The following is an 18,534-nucleotide window of genomic DNA, read 5'->3' as shown; positions in this document are numbered from 1 at the left end:
AGTGGTCAGACCAATTAAACAGATTATACCACTTTTTATGACTTGGTACTAGTTTTCGTGCCAGTCATTTTTGTGTCGACACGTTTCAAAACGACGTCCGACTCCCCGAACCGTTTCTTGATCGCCAGCAACAACGCATCGGTCGGATTGACCGAAAAGGCTGACGCAAGTTGCTTCACTTCTTTCGAGTCTGAGAATCGACAGACGACAGGCACGTCGCCGGGTGAGGCGTGCAACAGTTCCTCAAGCTCTGGGAACGACTCGCGTCGCAGTCGGACGAACAACGCTTGACCATGTAACGGTCTGACCCGTTCGACGATCAATTGTCTGCGACCGTCGCGTTCGTTCGGGTGGACTTCAAGCAGCAACACGTTACCGCTGTATAGTGAACGTACAAACGCTTTATAGACGCGAGGGAAAACGACGACTTCGTCCTGTGTGACACCGTCATCGACCATCATGACACCCATGTCTTCACTTTTTTTCGTTTTGAACGTTCGGACCTCATCGACGTAGACGATGACGAACCCTTTTTCCCCATTCAACACATCCTCCATCGTCACCGTCGTGACGCCGAGCGGAGCGACCGTCGTCAGTGGAGAATGCACGATCCACGTCCCGAGCGCTTCCCGCTCTTCCTCCGACCAGTTCGGTTCGGTCGGCTCGGTTCGCTTCAAGCCGAGCGACGACAGTTCATCCGGGAGCAGGTGCGTGTCCGCTTCTTCACGCAGACGCTCGACGGCAAGAAAAGCCGCGCGGCGATTTCCGTGGTACATACGGTCAAGCGCGCCGGCGCCGAGCAACCGCCGCAGTTTCAACTGGTCTTTCGCCCCCCACTCCATCAACTCACGCAACCGGCTCACGTCCGTGAACTCGGTATGATGGGCAATCAAGCGCTCGACATCACGTTTCGTCAAACCTTGAATCGCTTTCAATCCGAGACGAACGCCCGGTCCCTCTAAAAACGCCCCGGCCTCACCGTGCAGCACGTCTGGTGCATAGACGGGGATTCTCCCTTTCCGCAACATGCGCACGAGTTGGTTCGTTTTCTCATACGTGACGAGATAAAAGATCCGTTCAAAATGCGCCTTCACGTAAGCGAGTCGATAACTGATCAAACTGTAAGCGACGGCGTGAGAACGGTTGAACCCGTACCCAGCGAACTTCTCGATCCATGAAAACACGTGTTGCATCGATTCTAATCCGAACTTCGGTGTGGTCCGCTCTAAAAACCGTGCTTTCTCCACGTCAATCGCCGTCGCGTCTTTTTTGGCGATGGCTCGGCGCACCAAGTCCGACTCGGCATACGTATAGCCGGCGAGCTCACGCAATAGCCGCATGACTTGTTCTTGATAGACGAGCACCCCGTAAGTCGACGTCATCATGTCTCCGACGACGGGATGGACCGGTTTGTACGGCATGCCGTGCTTTCGTTTCGCATACGTCTCGATGAATTGCATCGGCCCTGGACGATAGAGCGACATCGTGACGACGATATCTTCAAACTCCGACGGCTTCACTTGTCGGAGCGCCTGCTTCATCCCCTCGGACTCGAATTGGAAAATCCCATCCGTGTCGCCCCGGGCGAGCAGTCGTAGCGTGCGGGCATCATTCAACGGCACCGTCTTCAAAGAGAACATCGCGTCCGTCTCTCGGATGAGCGCCTCCATGAGACGCAGCTTCGTCAAATTACGCAAGCCGAGCAAGTCGATTTTAAGCAGCCCCAACGCTTCGAGATCTTTCATATTATATTGGGTCACTTGGTCACCGTCCGTCGGTTGCAACGGCGTCACAGACTGTAATGCTTCCCGGCTGAGGACGAGACCGGCGGCATGGACGGACGATTGACGCGGCAACCCTTCTAACTGGGTTGCGATCGTCAACAGTTGCGACCGTTTTTGGCTGCCGGCGAACCATTTCATCTTCGTCGGGTTCGCCATGATGCCGTTCAGTCCATCGTCTTTCACTTGTTTACTGGCCGCCTGCCCTTCTTCGAGCGTCATCCCGAGCGCTCTGGCGACATCGCGGAGAGCCGCTTTCGCGCCGAACGTGGCGAGCGTACCGATTGGGGCGGCGTGGTTCTCTCCATACTTATCGAGCACGTAACGAACGACTTCTTCCCGGCGTTCATCTTCAAAGTCCAAATCAATGTCTGGCATCGATACCCGCTCCGGGTTCAAGAATCGCTCAAACAAGAGCTCGAAATGGACCGGGTCGACTTCGGTGATGTCGAGGGCGAAACTGACGAGCGAACCGGCGGCCGACCCACGGCCCGGGCCGACTTCAATCGCTTGTTCCTTCGCGTAACGGACGATATCTTCGACGATGAGGAAATAAGACGCGAAGCCGGTCCGCTCGATGACCTCGAGCTCGTAGCGTGCCCGTTCGATATACGGGTCGTGGAGCAACCCTTTCGCTTTCAAACGCTCCGCGACGAGCCGCTTTAAGTGCAGGAACGCGTCAGGCAGTTCAGGAATAGCCGATTCGGCCATCGGCAGCTGTTTGACGGACACGAGCGTTTCGAACCGATCGAGCTCTTCAAGTTCACCTTGCTCGAACCAATCGTTCATCTCACTCGGAAGACGGACATAACGCCCTTTATGGTGCATATCTTCCGGCGAGATCACATCCCCTTCCCCGATGGCGAGAAGAGCCCGATACGCCTCGAAGTCGTCAGGTCGCATATACGCCGTCTCCGGCGTCGGAATCAAGCGCACCCCGAGTTCTTCCCGCATCCCGCGTAACTGCTTCAAGACGAGCGCTTGTTCCGTCGTCTGCGGGGAAGGAATGCCGAGCCATAGGCGTTCTTCTGGCACATAGTTGAGCAGTTGATGATACAGCCGACGACGGTGAATCGGGTCACTCGTCTTCCAATTTTCGGGTAAGACGACGATGGCGAGATCGTTCGCTTCCCTCATCGCCCCGTCTCCGGCGACGCGATATAACTGTTCGATGTGACGGTCTTCTCGCGCATAAGCGAGAATCGTCACATCCAACCCGTCGACGCGCAACACGGTCCGCAGTCCGAAAACCGGCTTGACTCCGTAGCGGTCGCACAAGCGAAAGAACTGCGGTACCCCGAAACAGGCGTCGTCCGCAAGGGCAATCGCCTTGCTGCCGCGCTCCGCCATTTGCGCGACATATTGTTCCAGCCGAATCGTGCTCTGCATCAGGCTGAAAGCGGATCGAACGTTCAAATGAAGCATGTGACCCCTCCTCTCTTTTTTCTTAATTGTCAAACTCATGTCACCACTTCTCTGATACAATAATTATAGACATAACCATCGTAAAAAGGGGGTAAAAGCGTATGATTATTAATCGGGGACAAATCGCGCGCGACAAGCTGTCGGATCTACAGAACGGCCAGACCGTATTTGCCGACAGTCCTGAAATTATCGATCGGCTCCGCAAGTACATTACCGAGTACCAACTTGATGTAGTTGAGGATGTGACCGATCGCGGCACATGGTTCATCCCAAAAGAAGAAGAGACGAAATGAAGAGAGCTGACACCGGTCAGCTCTCTTCATTCGTTTCAAACGTATACGGCCGCGCGACTTCATCGAGTGCAGCGATCACCTCATCCATCTCATCCCAACGATCGATCGTGGCGCCAGCGGCCATCTGATGCCCGCCGCCACGGTATCGTTTTGCCACGTCGTTGATGACGGGCCCTTTCGAGCGGATTCGGACACGGATCTCGTCTTTATTCTCCACGAACATAACCCAACACTTCAAGCCTTCCAGCCCGGAGAAGCTGTTGACGAGTTGTGATGCTGCTTCAGGTGTCGCATGGAACGTCCGCAGCACGTCGGCGTCAATCTTGACGTAACCGACGCCCGCCTCCGTCACTTGTACGTGTTGCAACACGTAACCTTGGAGCTGAAGCGTCGCCAAGTTCGTCTTGTACATTTGACGATACAACCGGTTCGTGTCGATGCCATAGGCGAGCAGCTTCGACGCGACTTCGAACGTGCGTGGCGTCGCGTTGCGGAACTGGAAGCGTCCCGTGTCCCCGACGATGCCCGCGAACAATAGGAAGGCCGACTCTTGATCGAGAGGCATCTGCCACATCTCCGCGAGTTCTGCAATCATTTCCGACGTCGAACTGACCGTCGTGTCGACGATTTGGTGCGTCGCATACGGATCTTCATCTGGGTGATGATCAATTTTGATGACCGTCTTCCCTTTCAAGGCATGAGGCCCGTCAATCCGTTCATGATTGGCCGTGTCCAGGACGAGGACGAGCGCCTCATCGTACATGTCAGGCTCCACATGTTCCATCTTTCCTAAAAATTCTAAATCTCTTACGATGCCGCCGACGACGTATACTTTTTTCTCTGGATACGCACGTTCGATTATTCGTTTCAGTCCTAACTGACTGCCGAGGGCGTCAGGGTCCGGACGGACGTGACGGTGGATCATGATCGTGTCTGCCGCTTCGATGGACGCTTTGATGGTTGTTGCTTCTGGCCAATGTGCCATAGCCATTCCTCGCTTTCTTGAACGTTATTCTATGGTATGATGATAACAGATTACTTGTTTGAAAGGGGTTTCTTCACTTGGCTCAACTCGTTATTATCGGGCTCATCCTATTCGCGCTCGGCGCCTACTTCGTCTATAAACGACGTGCCTATCTTACGAAAACGCCGTACCGAAAAGCGTTGTTCAACACGCAGGCCCTCATTTGGCTCAGCTTGTTCCTCGCCTTGTTCGCGATTAACCAAATGGTCGGCGGGCTCGGGCTCGACTCGACCGTCGGATGGATCGTCAGCATCGTCATGCTCGTCCTCGGCGTCGGCAACGCCATCGTCGGATTCGTGCGCTACCGTAAAATTTATCCACTCGCTGCCGATGAGCCGATCAACCAACCTTAATAGTAAAAAATGAGCTGATGTGATTCATCAGCTCATTTTTTTAGCGGTCGATCAATTGTGCCGTGACGAGCGCTTTGGCGACGAGTTGCGTCCCTTGCGTCATCTCGACGTCGACTTTGCCGAACTTTCGCCCGAGATCGAAGACGTTCGCCGACACACGGATTTGACTCTCGATTTGAATCGGCTTCATGAAATAGACGGTGATGTTCTCTACGACGAGGTCCCCTTTTTTCATGTGTCGGAGGCTTCTCGTCGCCCCTTCGACGAGCAACGTCGTCAAGACGCCTGACGAAGCCGTCCCCATATGGCTCGTCATCTGCGGTGCCACCTCGACTGTGAACGCCGTCCCGTTAGAGGCCGGGTCCTCTTTTAACTGATTTGTGATCATGTTATCGAACGTCTCGCCGACTTGAGGCTGACGGTTTGCGAGTTGGAGCGCCTTCAACACGTCTTGGCGACTGATGATGCCGAGCAAGCGGCCATAATTATCGACGACCGGGAGCATTTCTATCCCTTCCCACACCATTTGATGGGCAGCATTCGTGACACTCGTCTGGACGCCGGCCGTGATCGGGCTTTTCGTCATGACTTTTTCGATCTCGGTGTCGTGCGCACGGTCGATGATGTCTTTCGCGGTGATGACCCCGACGACTTTCATCTGTTCATCGATGACAGGATAGCGGTTATGTTTCGTCCGTTCGTTCAACTCATGCCACCGCTTGACCGTATCGTCCGCTTTCAGATAGAACGTATCGTGCAGCGGGATGAGGATATCTGAGACGAGCAGAATCTCTTTTTTGATCAATCGGTCGTAAATCGCCCGGTTGATCATCGTCGCCACGGTGAAACTGTCATATGACGTCGAAATGACCGGCATGTTGTATTTATCCGCCATTCGCTTCACTTCGTCGGTCGTATCAAACCCCCCGGTAATCAAGACGGCGCCGCCCGATTGCAAGACGAGCTCGTGAGCCTTTTCCCGGTTCCCGATGATGACGAGCGAATCGACGTCGATGTAACGCATCATCGCCTCTAGTTTCATCGCACCGATAACAAATTTCGAGAGTGTCTTATGGAGACCGTCACGACCGCCGAGCACTTGCCCGTCGACGATGTTGACGACTTCGGCAAACGTCAACTTCTCGATGTTTTCTTTATGTTTCCGTTTGATCCGAATTGTGCCGACTCGCTCGATCGTCGAGACGAAGCCCAAATTCTCCGCTTCTTTGATGGCCCGGTAAGCCGTCCCTTCTGAAACCGCCAACTCTTTTGCGATTTGGCGAACAGAAATTTTGGCCCCCACATCGAGTGACTCGATATGTGCAATGATCTGTTCATGTTTTGTTGTCATGTCACGAGTCCCTTTCTTCAATACATTTTCTGTCACTTCCAGTATACTGTATCAGTCCATCTTCTTCAAACTGTACTACTGAAATTGTTACATTTCCTTTCTAATTTCGAAAACGATATAATGGACCAGAAAGCTAATGAACGGAAGGAAGGGAATCGACTTGAACCAACGAACAAACCAAATCGCCCAATCTTTGGCCACGAAAGGATTAGACGCCGCTTTCGTCACATCGAAGGCGTCCGTCTTTTATTTTTCAGGTGTGTATGCCGAGGCGCATGAACGACTGATCGCCATCCTCGTCTTGAAGAACGGGACGACGGCAATCGTCTGTCCCGCCCTCGAGAAAGGCATCGTCGAAGCGAGCGAGTGGACCGGGGATATCGTCACGTATATGGACCACGAGAACCCGTGGGACAAAGTAGTCAAACTTTTCCTTGACCAACAAATCATCCCGGAACGGATCGGTATCGAAGGAGAACATTTGACATACAACCGAGTCGAACAGTTGCGGGCCGGATTCGCGGGCCTATCGATCATCGACTTGACGGAAGAACTTCAAGCGCTTCGCATGATCAAGACCCCGGATGAGGTACGCGTCATGAAGCGCGCCGCTGAGCTCGCGGACATGGCGATCGAGACCGGGATCCGCGCCTTGCGCGAAGGCGTGACCGAGCTCGAGGTCATCGCCGAAATCGAATACGCCATGAAAAAACAAGGCGTCCGCGAAATGTCATTCGACACTCTCGTCCTGTTTGGGGAAAACAGCGCCGACCCGCATGGGGTGCCCGGGAACAACCGCCTCAAGAAAGGCGACTTCGCGTTGTTCGACTTAGGGGTCGTCTGGCAAGGGTATTGCTCTGACATTACTCGCACGGTCGTCTATGGCGAAGCGAGCACGAAACAACGTGAAATTTATGAGACCGTCCTCCAAGCAGAGCTTGCCGCCATCGAGATGGCGGGTGTCGGTGCGACGCTCGGCTCCATCGACATCGCGGCCCGTCAAGTCATCACGACGGCCGGTTACGGAGAATACTTCACTCACCGTGTCGGGCACGGCATCGGCATCGAAGTTCATGAGTTCCCGTCGATGGCGGCGAATAACGACATGACGGCCCAAGTCGGGATGACGTTCACGGTCGAGCCGGGGATTTATCTCCCTGGCGTCGGTGGTGTCCGTATCGAGGATGACATCGTCATGACGGAAAGCGGTCCAATCCTGTTGACAAGCTACCCGAAAGCGCTCCAAGAAGTCAATTGACCTGAAAAAAGCCAGCCGCTGCTCAGCGGCTGGCTTTTCAATAGAATAAACGGAACATGACTTCCCGTTGCGGTACGTCGAGCCGTTCCATCCGTTCCATGAACGCTTGCTTGTCGTATGGGACAGCCCTCAAGTCGATCGCGAAGCCGTTCTCGTCGTACGAGAGCAACCCGTATCGGGCCAAGTCGTCTCTTGCGACACCGAGCGCCCCGGGGTTGACGTACCGCTTCGCCGCGTCCTCGAACACATGCACCGGGTGGTGGTGGCCGAAGCAGACGATATCCGCGTCATATTCCCCATAGAGTCGTTGCATGTTCGGCAGCGTCGCCTCGAGGATCTCATGGAACGGTTCTTCGAGAATCGTCGCTTGTCGTTTCTCGATCGGGATATGATAGTGAATCCCATAGACTCGCTCCGTCCCGACTTGTTCCTCAATCGTTCGCGGTAACTGAAATAACGCATCGGCGTAGTCAGGACGCAACGTCCGCGCTACCCATTCATGATGCGGACGCGTATGCGCATAACTCGCAGGGTGCCCCCGCCCTTCAAGGAGCGACAACACCGCCTCGTCGTGGTTGCCGGTGATCATCCGGACCCCACGGTCGAGCAACCGGGCCATCACTTCATTCGAGTCCGGGCCCATCGCGATCATGTCGCCGAGGCTCCAAATGTCCGTGACGCCTTGCTCGTCCAATTGTTCCAAGACGGCATCTAACGCCTGCACATTTCCATGGATGTCTGTCAGTATGGCCAATCTCATGCCGCACCCCTCATTTCCGATATTGATGGACGACGTTGACGCCGCCGGTCACGTCAATCACTGCTCCGGTGATCATGTCCGATTCGGCGGCGAGCAAGAACAAAATCATCCGCGCAATGTCCTCGCCGGTCCCGTGGCGCCCGACCGGCGTCTGCCCGTCGGCCTCCGCCTCATCGATGCGCATCTCTTTTTGGGAGCCGACGATATTGCCTGGGTTGATCATATTGGCCGTGATGCCGTAACGCGCTTCTTCGAGCGCCACCGTTTTCGTCAAACTGACGAGCCCCGTCTTCGCGGCGGCAAAAGCGGAGCGGTGCAACCATCCGGGCGCCGTCGCGCTTTCCGGGAAACCGTACGTGATGATGCGGCCGAACTGATTTTCTCGCATGCTCGGGATGGCGCGGCGCATCAGCCAGAACGATGCGGATAAGTTCCCGGTGATCACTTCGTCCCATTCCTCGTCTGACAAGTCAACGAGACATTTACGGTCAAATATATACGGTCCCGCATTCAAGATGAGCGCGTCCGGTTCACCGAACTTAGCGACCGCCTGACCGTACCCAGCGAGCACCGCCTCACGGTCCGTGAGCGGCGCTTCAACCATATGTAGCCGTTCATGCTCCCATTCGATCGGGTTTCGTTGGAGCACACTGACGTGCCACCCTTCTTCTAACAGCCGTTCCGTCACGACGCGGCCGATGCCTTTGGCCCCGGCCGTGATGACTACGTGTTTCATCGTCATCCCTCCTCTGTATCATCTTACCCGTTCCTGTTGCCCATTTCCAAACTTCAACCTGTCGGGAGAGAAAGTTGTGAAAATTTCACACATTCTCGGAAGAAGCGGGCGTGAATTTCGATAGAAGTGGTATACTATACATGTAAGCCGCACGTACATTTCAAGCGAAAGGTTGGGATTTACATGGCAATTGTCTACAAACATATCCTCTCTGCCGTCGACGGCTCGAAAGAGGCGGAACGCGCATTTGAAACAGCAATCGACGTCGCGCTCCGTAACGATGGGAAACTGTATATCGGTCACGTGATTGATACACGCACGTTTGCCACAGTCGAAGCGTACGATCGGACAATCACCGAGCGTGCCGAAACGTATGCGAAAGAATTGCTCGAAGATTATGTGAACCGCGCGCGTGAACGGGGTGTCAAAGAAGTCGAGACCGTCATCGAGTACGGTTCCCCTAAAGTGACGATTGCGAAAAAGATTGCACCGAACCATGAAATCGACCTTATTATTTGTGGAGCGACCGGCTTGAACGCGGTCGAACGTTTCTTCATCGGTAGCGTCTCGGAGAGCATCGTCCGGTACGCCAAGTGCGACGTGCTCATCGTCCGTCAATAATACTATGCAAAACAAGGGCCATCGCGAAGCGATGGCCCTTGTTCATTCATTATAAGACTTTGACGGTGACCGTCTTCCGGCCAAATTTCAAAGCCGCACTTTGTGAATACATTAAAATGTCGATCTTGTTGCCTTTAATAGCGCCGCCCGTGTCTGCCGCCGTGTAAGTCCCCATCAACTTCCCACCGACGTACACTTGTACTTTTGAACCGAGTGGGATGACGCGCGGGTCGACCGCGACGACGTTATGTTTTTGTGTGCGTACGTTCCATCCGAGCGCCGTCTTTCCAGAGCAGCCTTTGCAATATGGCGTGTAAGCCGACGCGTTCATCGTGTACGATTTCACGTTAGCTTTTGCGACCGGTTTGACGGTGCGTAAGTATTTTGTCGCGACCCAGCCGACTTTCCCTTTATAGTTGACGCGAATCCATGCTCCTTTTGAGCCTGTGCGTTCTAGTTGCTGTCCTTTGTCGATCTTGCCGAGCACTTTGCCGCTGACGTGCGCCGCTGCCCGGACGTTCAAGCCGTTCACTTGGCTTTGTACGAGTACTTTTGAAGATGCCTCAACTTGTTGTTGCGGTAATAGCATAGCAAATGTCATGACCGTCAGTAGTAAGACCGTTCCAATTTTTTTTAGCATGTGGTTCGTCCTTTCCTAGTCGGTTTGGTTTGTCGTGTTTCATGTTGTCGATTTCTTTGATGTCCAGTACGTTCAACTTATAACCCGATGAGTCAAGACGAGTATGTTTCGTCCAGATAACTATATGACGAATCACTACCGAGTGCCGTTACAACTAAAATTCATTTGAATGACATGAAAGTTACGGCAATGTTACAAAAAGCCTCTTTTTTAAAGACAGATGACGATTTTACATACTCCCGTCTATTTTCGTAATATTAAAATCCATATTATGGTTGTTATATGACTTGAACGTTACAAAGTTTTGGTTTTTCATGCCGATTGTTACAAACATGTCGCCGCCTTTGCCCGAGAGTCCCGTCACACCAGACCAACGAATAGGATGAAAGTCACAAAAAAAAGCCCCTTTGTTCCGAAGAACAAAGGGGTTACAAACATCTGATTACAGATTTTACGAACGGGAAAGCCGATACCGGGCATAGCCGCCTTTAGGCATGGGATGAAAGTGAGTTCGGATGTGAAGAACATCCGACATTCGGGTATATATATTCCATAGACAAGTACAAGTCTCTAAAACGCCCGTGTCCATCGCACCTTGAGAATCGTATCCGGTTCGGTCACGAAAACATGTGACCGGTAAAACGATGCCTGTCGTCACGTAAAAGACGCTAAAACATCAGGTGGACACACCTGCAACGACCTGTGGTGGATGGTAACAGTCCATCAGCCTGAGAACCTATATGGTCTGTCTCAGGAGGGGTGATGGCACACCCTCATCTGAAGGCTTGAGCAAAACAGAAATGGACTGCGCTCGCACAAGCACTTCAGAATCCCAAGGTTTCAATCGTGGGAGTGTCAAAATTATGCGTGCTCTTCGACGAGGTTCGCGATGCGCACCGTATCCCGAGCGATGACCAATTCTTCGTTAGTCGGGATGATGATGACTTTGACTGGAGAGTGCGGATAGTTGATGAACAACTCTTTGCCGCGCGCTCCGTTGTTAAGTGATGGGTCCCAATAGACCCCCATGAACTCGAGGCCACGGAGGATCCGTTCCCGAATGACGTCCGAGTTCTCTCCGACACCTGCAGTGAAAATGATGGCGTCGACGCCGTTCATCTCAGCCGCATATTGGCCGATATACCCGTGGATTCGGTTCGAGAAGATTTTGAGCGAGACTTCGGCGCGATGGTTGCCTTCTGCAGCAGCCTGTTCGATGTCACGCAAATCACTCGAGATGCCTGAGAGGCCATATACGCCTGACTCTTTGTTCATGACGTTCAAGACGTCTTCCGCTGACTTGCCCGTCTTTTGCATAAGGAACGGGATGAGGGCCGGGTCAAGCGATCCCGAGCGTGTCCCCATCGTGATTCCTTCGAGCGGAGTGAAGCCCATCGTCGTATCGATTGAACGACCACCGGCCACAGCTGCGATCGAGGCACCGCTTCCGAGGTGACACGAGATCAAACGCAAGTCTTCGAGCGGACGGCCAAGTAGTTCGGCGGCACGTTGCGTCACGTACTTGTGGCTCGTCCCGTGGAAACCATACTTACGCACGCCATGCTCCGTGTAATACTCGTAAGGAAGGCTGTACAAGAAGTTCTCTTCCGGCATCGACTGGTGGAACGCCGTGTCGAACACCGCGACTTGCGGCACATTCGGTAAAATCGTTTGGAACGCACGAATCCCTGTCAAGTTCGGTGGGATGTGGAGTGGTCCGAGTTCGACGAACGATTCGATATTCGCCATGACTTCGTCATCGATAACGACCGAGTCAGCGTACAACTCTTTCCCGTGCAGCACACGGTGACCGACGCCCGTGATTTCATCGAACGACGCGATGATTCCGAGATCAATCAATTTTTCGAGCGCGAGCTCGACCGCTTCTTTGTGCGTGTGAAGCGGTGTGACGACGTTGAACTTTTGTCCTTCACCGTACTTGATTGTAAAAATCGCATCGTCTTTCCCGACGCGTTCGACTAATCCGACTGCGAGCATGTCTTCAGACGGCATTTCGAGAAGTTGGAACTTGAGCGATGAGCTCCCTGCGTTGACTGCCATAATTTTTGTCATGTCATACACCTCTTACCTTTCGATTTAAACGGGTATCTTTATCTGTTTTCTTAAAAAACAATAACTGTATCATAATGAAGATACTTGATATGCCATGTGTTTTTCAAGTCTTTTGCCTAATAAAATTATGTTGTTTTAAACCAATCGTCAATCTGTTTCACGATATTGGCAACAGCGCGGACATCCGTGAATGACGGCAGTTCGACAAGAAGCGCCTGTTTCGGACGCTTGACGCCCTCCCCAAGCTTTTGAAGCAGCAATATACTTTTCGCATAACGCTCGTCCTTGAACATCGTCGTCGGCAACTGCAACACGCCTTTGACGACTGCTTCACGGTCCATCCATTGTTTTAATTTCCCTTCGTCATCTTGTTCAAACAAATTGTTCGGGATGACGAAAACACCGTGCCCGCCCGGCAACGTGTGCCGCATCGCCTGCTCCATCATCAAGAAATGCGCGTATGAATGACCTTCCTCACGGCGCAGGTCATACGTCTTGGCGACCTCGTCGTTCGGATAATAACCGATCGGCAAATCGACGAGTGTCAACTCGCTCGGTTCGACGACGATTGGCTCCAGGGCATCTTGATGGAAATAAGATACCGGCTTCTCGAGCAGGTTGCTGATCGCATACGAGAGACGGAGCATCAACTCGTCCACTTCGACCGCTTGTGCCGTCGCATCTTTCAATTGTGATAGCACAGCATGGACGAGCGTGCCCGTCCCGCTCCCAAGTTCTAGCACCGTAGCCCCATCCTTGACGAGTTTCGTCGCCAAATAACCGATGAACAGGCTAACCGCGTCAGGTGTCGGCTGATGGTTCGGCGGGAGTGATGTCGTCTCTTCAAGGACGAGCAGGCTGACGGCTTTTCGCACATCGTCCATTTTCTCCGCCTCCACGTCGACGCGCTCCAACACTTCAATCAACGCTTCAAGCGGGAGCAGATCAAGGTCGGCCACCACTTTCTTCACGTCTTTCTTCCAGTCCCGGTACAGTTGTTCGAATCGTTCCATCTTCGTTCATCCTCTCCATACAAAACCGGCCCTCTGAATGAGAGCCGGCCGTTTCACTTCTATACGTTAGTGTAAGCTATTCGTCACGTTTCGCCAAGCGAATCAGTTCGCTGCGTCAAACGCCTCGAGCGCAGCGTCGAAATCGACCTCGTCCGTCATCTCGTCCATGTACTGCACGTATTGAACCGTGCCTTCCGAATCGATGACGAAGACCGAACGCGCCAATAAGCGGAGTTCTTCCATGAGCACGCCGTATGATTTGGCGAACGATTGGTCGCGGTGGTCCGATAACATGATGACGTTCTCTAGGCCGGAAGCCGCGCACCAACGGCGTTGGGCGAACGGCAAGTCGTTCGAGACAGTCAATACCGTCCCACCGAGTGACGCCGCATTCTCATTGAACGCCCGAGTTTGAGTATCACATAGTCCCGTGTCGATCGATGGGACAACGCTGATCAATTTCTTTCCTGGATAAGAAGCGAGCGATACTTCTTCTAGGCTCGTCGTGAGCGCGGTGAAGTCCGGCGCCTTGTCGCCTGTTTTCACTGGATTCCCTTGCAATGTCACGGTATTCCCTTTAAATGTCGGCATTCTTTCATCCCCTTTAATTGAATTATACGTCTCCATCATATCGATGGCGCCGTCTCGATGACAAGCATCCTGCCTCAGACGGCCTGATTCTGTTTTTCCCTATATCCGGTAGCCAAAACACGTTATAATGGAGAAGACATAAACGACAAAGGGGATGACTCGGATGAGAAACAACGTTTATTTGTATCACCGCAACGTCAACGATTTCACTAAAGAAGTAAAGAAGTTACATGAAATCGGGGAAAAACACGGCTTCAACATCGTCACTCGACCTGAAGACGCCAACATCATCGTCGCCATCGGGGGAGACGGCGCATTTTTACAGGCGGTCCGTTACACCGGCTTTCGCCAAGACGCGATTTACGTCGGATTCGGACGTGGCTTGAACGAGTTTTATTGCGACTTCGACATACATAAGCTCGACGAAGTCGACCGCTTGTTCTCGGATAACACGGCTCGCATCGAAGCTGGGCTCGAAGTGCGGAAATACCCGCTCTTGTCCGCATCGATCAATGAATCGACACCGCTTCTCTGCTTGAACGAGGCGTCGATCAAATCGAGCATCATCAAATCGCTCGCGATCGAAGTGTACATCGATGACCTCCATTTCGAGACGTTCCGCGGAGACGGGATGGTCGTCTCGACACCGACCGGTTCGACCGCCTACAATAAATCGCTGAACGGTTCAGTCGTCGACCCGCTCATCCGTTGCATGCAAGTGAGCGAAATCGCTTCAGTGAACAACAACCGTTACCGAACGCTCGGCTCGTCGTTCATCGTCCATGAATCACGCAAACTGTCGCTCCGCATCGTCGAGGACGGCAACGATTATCCGATCATCGGGATGGACAACGAAGCGCTCAGCTTGAAATATACGGACCGAATCGATATCGAACTGTCTGACCAAGTTATCAAGACGGTCAAACTACGCAACAACTCGTTCTGGCATAAAGTTCAACGTTCTTTCTTCTAACTGACAAAGCGAGCCTTCCCGAATCGGGAAGGCTCGCTTTTCGTTATGTCGTGATGACGTCAGCTTCGTATACCGGCGCCCCTTCGACGACGGTCATGACGAGCCGGTTGTTCAAAATATCTTGCCCCTGAAGGTCAAAGAAATCGTTTTCCCACACCGTGAACGTCGCATTGTAGCTTTGAATGAGCAACCCGTCGCGGCCGTGCGAACGTGTCGCGACCCGCGGCGAATACGTGAAGCTCCGGAGCGCCTCGTACATCGAGAGCCGCTCATTCGGGCTGATCGTCCCGGACCCGGCGAACGACTGCCGTGTGACGGCGGCGTAAAGGCCTTTTCGTACGTCCACCGTTGAGATCGGCGCGTCGCTCCCGCCTAGGACGAGCGCCCCGGTGTCGATCATCGACTTGAAACGATGTGCGTTGTCGACCCGGTCGTTGCCGAGACGATCGAACAACAAATCCATATCGTCTGACAAGAAGATCGGCTGGGCATCGATCAGCACCGGCAAGGCACTGATTCGTTTCAGCAAGTTGTCATCTAACAACGAGGCGTGAATGATCCGGTCGCGTGTGCCCCGTTTGGCCGGATATTTCTCGAGTAATCCGATGAACTGTTCGGCCGCCGCATCACCGATCACGTGCGCCGCCACGTTCATCCCGTAAGACCGCGCTTTTTTCACGAGCGCCTCGAGATGTTCCGGGCGATGCACTTCGATGCCACGCTGGCCTGGGTCATCCGTGTATGGCTGAGTAAGGAGGGCGGTCCGCCCGCCGAACGACCCGTCGACGAAAATTTTCATCGCTCCGAAATCGAAGCGTGGTCGCTTCGCGAGCGCGTCATGCTGCAGCAATTGATCGACGACTTGTTCGTGCACGAGCAGATGGGCATGGAACGGAACGTCCCCGAGCACCTCTTCATACGCTTGAATCGTCTCAAGCGGGTCACCGTGATAGAATAAATCTTCGGTATGAGCTCCGACGATGCCGTGAGCAAACAACGAGTCGACGGCCCGTCGTATCGAGGCGACATTTTTTTCCCGGTTGCCTCCAAGCTCACGGTGCAACAAATCGAGTGCCGCATCATATAAGACGCCGTTCAGCTTGCCTTCGTCGTCCCGGCCGAGCTTGCCGCCTTCGATGACCGTATGATGGATCAAGCCTAGACGTTCGAGTCCTTTCGAGTTGACGACGGCGACGTGGCGGCATACCCGTTTCAAAACGACGGGCCGATCCGGGATGACGGCATCGATCATCTCCCGCGTCGGCATCTCACCGAGCAGGCGGTCGTTGAACCCTTCCGCGACGATCCAGTCGTCCCCGCTCGCCTTCTGTTTCATCGTCTCGAGCAACGTGTTCAAATCGGTCGTCTCGGTCGCATCGATTCGGTCGAGCGCTTCACCGTAGCCGATCAAATGGATGTGAGAGTCCGTGAACGCCGGATAGACGCTCTTCCCTTCAAGGTTGACGATGTCCTTGATCCGCCCCGCATATGTACGGCGAAGGTGACCTTCCTCTCCCATCTTCAACACCCGGCCGTGCTCGACGTACATCGCCCGACTCATCTCGCCTTCTTTATTCAACGTATAAATCTTTCCGTTCACCCAAAGCGTTCCCATCACATAACTCCTCCTCGATTCAAAAAAGATTGACGTCTACGTTAATTCCCGTTTACGTCAATCTTCATGCATAGATTATTTACGAAGTAATTCTTGATGTTCGAGACCTTTTTCCACACGTTGACGAATCTCACGTGCGGCCCCTTCATCGAAACGACCGAGCACACGCTCGCCGATTTCGACGGCTGTGCCATATTCACCGTGCAAGAACTTATTTTCCGCAAGTGTCAAGGCGATGTGCACCTCGTTGTCGCGGCGGCGGTAGCGGTTCGCGTATTGAAGCAGCTGTTCGGCATACGTCACTTGTCGGAGGAGCGCTTTCACCCGATCACGGAAGTTGTCCATCGTCTCTTCGATGTCGTGGCTCAAACCGACGATATACGTCATGTTGAATGGTGCTTTCTCGAACTGTTCATCGAGCGACTGGACGCTCTTTTGAAGTTGACGCATCTCGTTCATCAAATCATTCGGCACGACCGGCATCGCGCTCTTCGCGAGCAGACGGCGATGGGCCGACAGTTCTTTCTTCCAATTCTCGAGCTTGTTGCGCACTTCGAGTTCTTCTTTCCGAAGTGAATTCGTGTTCTCGATGAACCGTTCGTGCATGGCGGCGAATTGGTCGAGCGAACGTTTCGCGTCTTGCACTTTCGATTTGACTAAGCTGAACGGAAGCATTTGAGCGCCGAGGGCTTGTTCGATGTCGTGCACGTTCGCAGACAGCGTCGTCCGTTCGCGCTCGAGCTGTTCGAACTCTTCTCCGACACGCGCATTGATTTCGTAATTGCTGACGAGGCGTGACATTTCCTCATTGAGACGTGTCATGAGTTCCGTCGTCTTCATGTCACGTTCCCGCACGGTCGCAAACTCGCTCTTCACATACTGTCTCGCGTCGACTTCGGTGCGGAACGCTTCGAACAATTGATCGATGTCCGAACTGAGCTGTTGCATATCCGTCTCGAAATGTTCGAAATCGAGTTTTTCAATCCGTTCCATCAGCGCAAGGCGTCGATCTTCCGCTTGTTCGATCTCTTCCATCAACCCGAGCGGTTCGAGCGCATAGCCGTCCATCTGCATTTCTTTATGGCCGGCACGGAGTTGATTGAGCTGTTGTCTCAACTCGACTTGCACCGTCCGGACGAACTGCGGGATGATGCCGATGAGTTCACGGATGTGCATCACTTTCGCCGACAAGTCTTGCCCGGCCACGAACGCCTCTGACACTTGCCCTTCTTGCTTCAGCGTCATCATTTCCGTCCGTTTCGCCTCAGCGGCCGCGATTTCAGCCTCGACGAGATCGTACGTCGGACCGAACGCGTTGTTTTGGGAGACGAGCGTCTTGCGGAACTGATACAACTCTTTCTCGTCTTTCTTGACGATGTCGAGGAGTGAGGCGTGGTAGTCGTTGAACTCCGCCATCTCATCGAGCATGCCGTGAACCATGGACTCTAACTCCTCAATCAGTTGCTCGGTCGCACCTAAATCAGACTTCACCTTGAGGAAGCGGTACTTATCGAGATCTTCTTCCGAACGGTAGAGCGATTCATCGATTTGGCCGGTATGGACACTGACGAGTTCGTCCCACGACTGATGCCAGCGTTCGAACTTTTCTTTCGTCTCTCCTTCCATCGGCCATTGTTTGAATTTTTGGAGTTCAGCTGGCACACTCGCACTGAGAATGCTTTGCTTTCTTATATCCAAATCATCAATTTTTTGGTAATAACTTCTTCGAATGAGCATACTAGCGAGCATGGCCCCTAGCGCGATGACGATGATTCCAATTAAAATCCCGTATAGTCCGTAATCCATCTTTGTCACAACCTCCAAGCCGCTTTCATGGACTTATGTATCTTAAAGAAGAAAATGATGTATTTTACAAGTATAGATATACTTAATCATATTATACAACTGTGGATTTGCATAGGTTTTCCAACGGTTTGGGTAGAGAATGTTCATTGGCGGGTAAAACATTTCGGAAGACAAATCAGAAAATTGCGTGTACGATGATGCTTATCTAGCATGCATTCATA

Annotated in this window: 16 protein-coding genes; 5 read left to right on the top strand and 11 right to left on the bottom strand. The window is 53.1% G+C overall.

What is annotated here, in order from left to right:
• Positions 1-35: 35 nt before the first annotated feature.
• Positions 36-3,206, bottom strand: coding sequence for a DNA polymerase III subunit alpha (gene dnaE / locus P398_RS0107975; protein ID WP_034799027.1), 3,171 nt, complete (start codon positions 3,204-3,206; stop codon positions 36-38).
• A gap of 101 nt (positions 3,207-3,307) precedes the next feature.
• Here dnaE and P398_RS0107970 point away from each other — a divergent pair, with 101 nt between their 5' ends.
• The gene (locus tag P398_RS0107970) at positions 3,308-3,499 is read left to right on the top strand and encodes a hypothetical protein (protein WP_024371372.1); all 192 of its coding nucleotides are present in this window, start codon (positions 3,308-3,310) and stop codon (positions 3,497-3,499) included.
• Between the two features lie 16 nt (positions 3,500-3,515).
• Here P398_RS0107970 and P398_RS0107965 read toward each other — a convergent pair whose 3' ends face one another.
• On the bottom strand, positions 3,516-4,484 hold the full coding sequence (locus P398_RS0107965) for a DHH family phosphoesterase (RefSeq protein ID WP_024371371.1): 969 nt from the start codon (positions 4,482-4,484) through the stop codon (positions 3,516-3,518).
• A 77-nt stretch (positions 4,485-4,561) separates the two neighbouring features.
• Between P398_RS0107965 and P398_RS0107960 the strand changes: the two genes are divergently transcribed.
• Positions 4,562-4,876, top strand: coding sequence for a YtpI family protein (locus P398_RS0107960; RefSeq protein ID WP_034799024.1), 315 nt, complete (start codon positions 4,562-4,564; stop codon positions 4,874-4,876).
• A gap of 40 nt (positions 4,877-4,916) precedes the next feature.
• Here the strand turns inward: P398_RS0107960 and P398_RS0107955 are convergent, their stop codons facing one another.
• Positions 4,917-6,227, bottom strand: a complete 1,311-nt coding sequence (locus tag P398_RS0107955) for a DRTGG domain-containing protein (RefSeq protein ID WP_024371369.1) — start codon at positions 6,225-6,227, stop codon at positions 4,917-4,919.
• A 160-nt stretch (positions 6,228-6,387) separates the two neighbouring features.
• On the opposite strand from P398_RS0107955, the gene P398_RS0107950 reads away from it, so the two are divergent.
• Positions 6,388-7,485, top strand: coding sequence for a M24 family metallopeptidase (locus tag P398_RS0107950; protein ID WP_029334708.1), 1,098 nt, complete (start codon positions 6,388-6,390; stop codon positions 7,483-7,485).
• Between the two features lie 37 nt (positions 7,486-7,522).
• Here the strand turns inward: P398_RS0107950 and P398_RS0107945 are convergent, their stop codons facing one another.
• Together P398_RS0107945 and P398_RS0107940 are read right to left on the bottom strand one after the other, a co-directional pair.
• Positions 7,523-8,245, bottom strand: a complete 723-nt coding sequence (locus tag P398_RS0107945; protein ID WP_029334707.1) for a metallophosphoesterase family protein — start codon at positions 8,243-8,245, stop codon at positions 7,523-7,525.
• Between the two features lie 10 nt (positions 8,246-8,255).
• Positions 8,256-8,981 carry an SDR family oxidoreductase gene (locus tag P398_RS0107940; protein WP_024371366.1) on the bottom strand — a complete coding sequence of 242 codons (726 nt, stop codon included), beginning with the start codon at positions 8,979-8,981 and terminating at the stop codon, positions 8,256-8,258.
• 183 nt (positions 8,982-9,164) lie between these two features.
• On the opposite strand from P398_RS0107940, the gene P398_RS0107935 reads away from it, so the two are divergent.
• Positions 9,165-9,602, top strand: a complete 438-nt coding sequence (locus tag P398_RS0107935; protein ID WP_024371365.1) for a universal stress protein — start codon at positions 9,165-9,167, stop codon at positions 9,600-9,602.
• Between the two features lie 49 nt (positions 9,603-9,651).
• Here the strand turns inward: P398_RS0107935 and P398_RS0107930 are convergent, their stop codons facing one another.
• From P398_RS0107930 to tpx, 4 genes are all read right to left on the bottom strand, one after another.
• Positions 9,652-10,242, bottom strand: coding sequence for a 3D domain-containing protein (locus P398_RS0107930; RefSeq protein WP_029334706.1), 591 nt, complete (start codon positions 10,240-10,242; stop codon positions 9,652-9,654).
• Between the two features lie 861 nt (positions 10,243-11,103).
• Positions 11,104-12,315: an acetate kinase gene (locus tag P398_RS0107925; RefSeq protein ID WP_029334705.1), complete on the bottom strand. Its 1,212-nt coding sequence runs from the start codon at positions 12,313-12,315 to the stop codon at positions 11,104-11,106.
• Positions 12,316-12,440: 125 nt separating this feature from the next.
• Complete coding sequence (locus P398_RS0107920; RefSeq protein ID WP_029334704.1) at positions 12,441-13,328, bottom strand: class I SAM-dependent methyltransferase; 888 nt, start codon at positions 13,326-13,328, stop codon at positions 12,441-12,443.
• 102 nt (positions 13,329-13,430) lie between these two features.
• On the bottom strand, positions 13,431-13,919 hold the full coding sequence (gene tpx, locus P398_RS0107915; RefSeq protein ID WP_024371361.1) for a thiol peroxidase: 489 nt from the start codon (positions 13,917-13,919) through the stop codon (positions 13,431-13,433).
• 154 nt (positions 13,920-14,073) lie between these two features.
• Between tpx and P398_RS0107910 the strand changes: the two genes are divergently transcribed.
• Positions 14,074-14,892 carry an NAD kinase gene (locus tag P398_RS0107910; protein ID WP_024371360.1) on the top strand — a complete coding sequence of 273 codons (819 nt, stop codon included), beginning with the start codon at positions 14,074-14,076 and terminating at the stop codon, positions 14,890-14,892.
• A gap of 43 nt (positions 14,893-14,935) precedes the next feature.
• On the opposite strand, the gene P398_RS0107905 is transcribed toward P398_RS0107910, so the two are convergent.
• Both P398_RS0107905 and ezrA read right to left on the bottom strand, forming a co-directional pair.
• Positions 14,936-16,507, bottom strand: a complete 1,572-nt coding sequence (locus P398_RS0107905) for an amidohydrolase (RefSeq protein WP_029334703.1) — start codon at positions 16,505-16,507, stop codon at positions 14,936-14,938.
• A 75-nt stretch (positions 16,508-16,582) separates the two neighbouring features.
• Entirely contained in the window at positions 16,583-18,313 is a 1,731-nt protein-coding gene (ezrA, locus tag P398_RS0107900) for a septation ring formation regulator EzrA (protein WP_029334702.1), read from the bottom strand.
• Between the last annotated feature and the right edge of the window lie 221 nt (positions 18,314-18,534).

Origin of the sequence: Exiguobacterium aurantiacum DSM 6208 (assembly GCF_000702585.1) — a bacterium.
GTDB classification, from domain to species: Bacteria; Bacillota; Bacilli; order Exiguobacteriales; family Exiguobacteriaceae; genus Exiguobacterium; species Exiguobacterium aurantiacum.
This window is presented reverse-complemented; position numbering and strand designations above follow the sequence as displayed.

Coding starts and splice junctions, on each gene's coding strand:
- dnaE (WP_034799027.1), bottom strand. CDS start 3,206: ATGCTTCATTTGAACGTTCGATCCGCTTTCAGCCTGATGCAGAGCACG.
- P398_RS0107970 (WP_024371372.1), top strand. CDS start 3,308: ATGATTATTAATCGGGGACAAATCGCGCGCGACAAGCTGTCGGATCTA.
- P398_RS0107965 (WP_024371371.1), bottom strand. CDS start 4,484: ATGGCACATTGGCCAGAAGCAACAACCATCAAAGCGTCCATCGAAGCG.
- P398_RS0107955 (WP_024371369.1), bottom strand. CDS start 6,227: ATGACAACAAAACATGAACAGATCATTGCACATATCGAGTCACTCGAT.
- P398_RS0107945 (WP_029334707.1), bottom strand. CDS start 8,245: ATGAGATTGGCCATACTGACAGACATCCATGGAAATGTGCAGGCGTTA.
- P398_RS0107940 (WP_024371366.1), bottom strand. CDS start 8,981: ATGAAACACGTAGTCATCACGGCCGGGGCCAAAGGCATCGGCCGCGTC.
- P398_RS0107935 (WP_024371365.1), top strand. CDS start 9,165: ATGGCAATTGTCTACAAACATATCCTCTCTGCCGTCGACGGCTCGAAA.
- P398_RS0107930 (WP_029334706.1), bottom strand. CDS start 10,242: ATGCTAAAAAAAATTGGAACGGTCTTACTACTGACGGTCATGACATTT.
- P398_RS0107925 (WP_029334705.1), bottom strand. CDS start 12,315: ATGACAAAAATTATGGCAGTCAACGCAGGGAGCTCATCGCTCAAGTTC.
- P398_RS0107920 (WP_029334704.1), bottom strand. CDS start 13,328: ATGGAACGATTCGAACAACTGTACCGGGACTGGAAGAAAGACGTGAAG.
- tpx (WP_024371361.1), bottom strand. CDS start 13,919: ATGCCGACATTTAAAGGGAATACCGTGACATTGCAAGGGAATCCAGTG.
- P398_RS0107910 (WP_024371360.1), top strand. CDS start 14,074: ATGACTCGGATGAGAAACAACGTTTATTTGTATCACCGCAACGTCAAC.
- P398_RS0107905 (WP_029334703.1), bottom strand. CDS start 16,507: ATGGGAACGCTTTGGGTGAACGGAAAGATTTATACGTTGAATAAAGAA.
- ezrA (WP_029334702.1), bottom strand. CDS start 18,313: ATGGATTACGGACTATACGGGATTTTAATTGGAATCATCGTCATCGCG.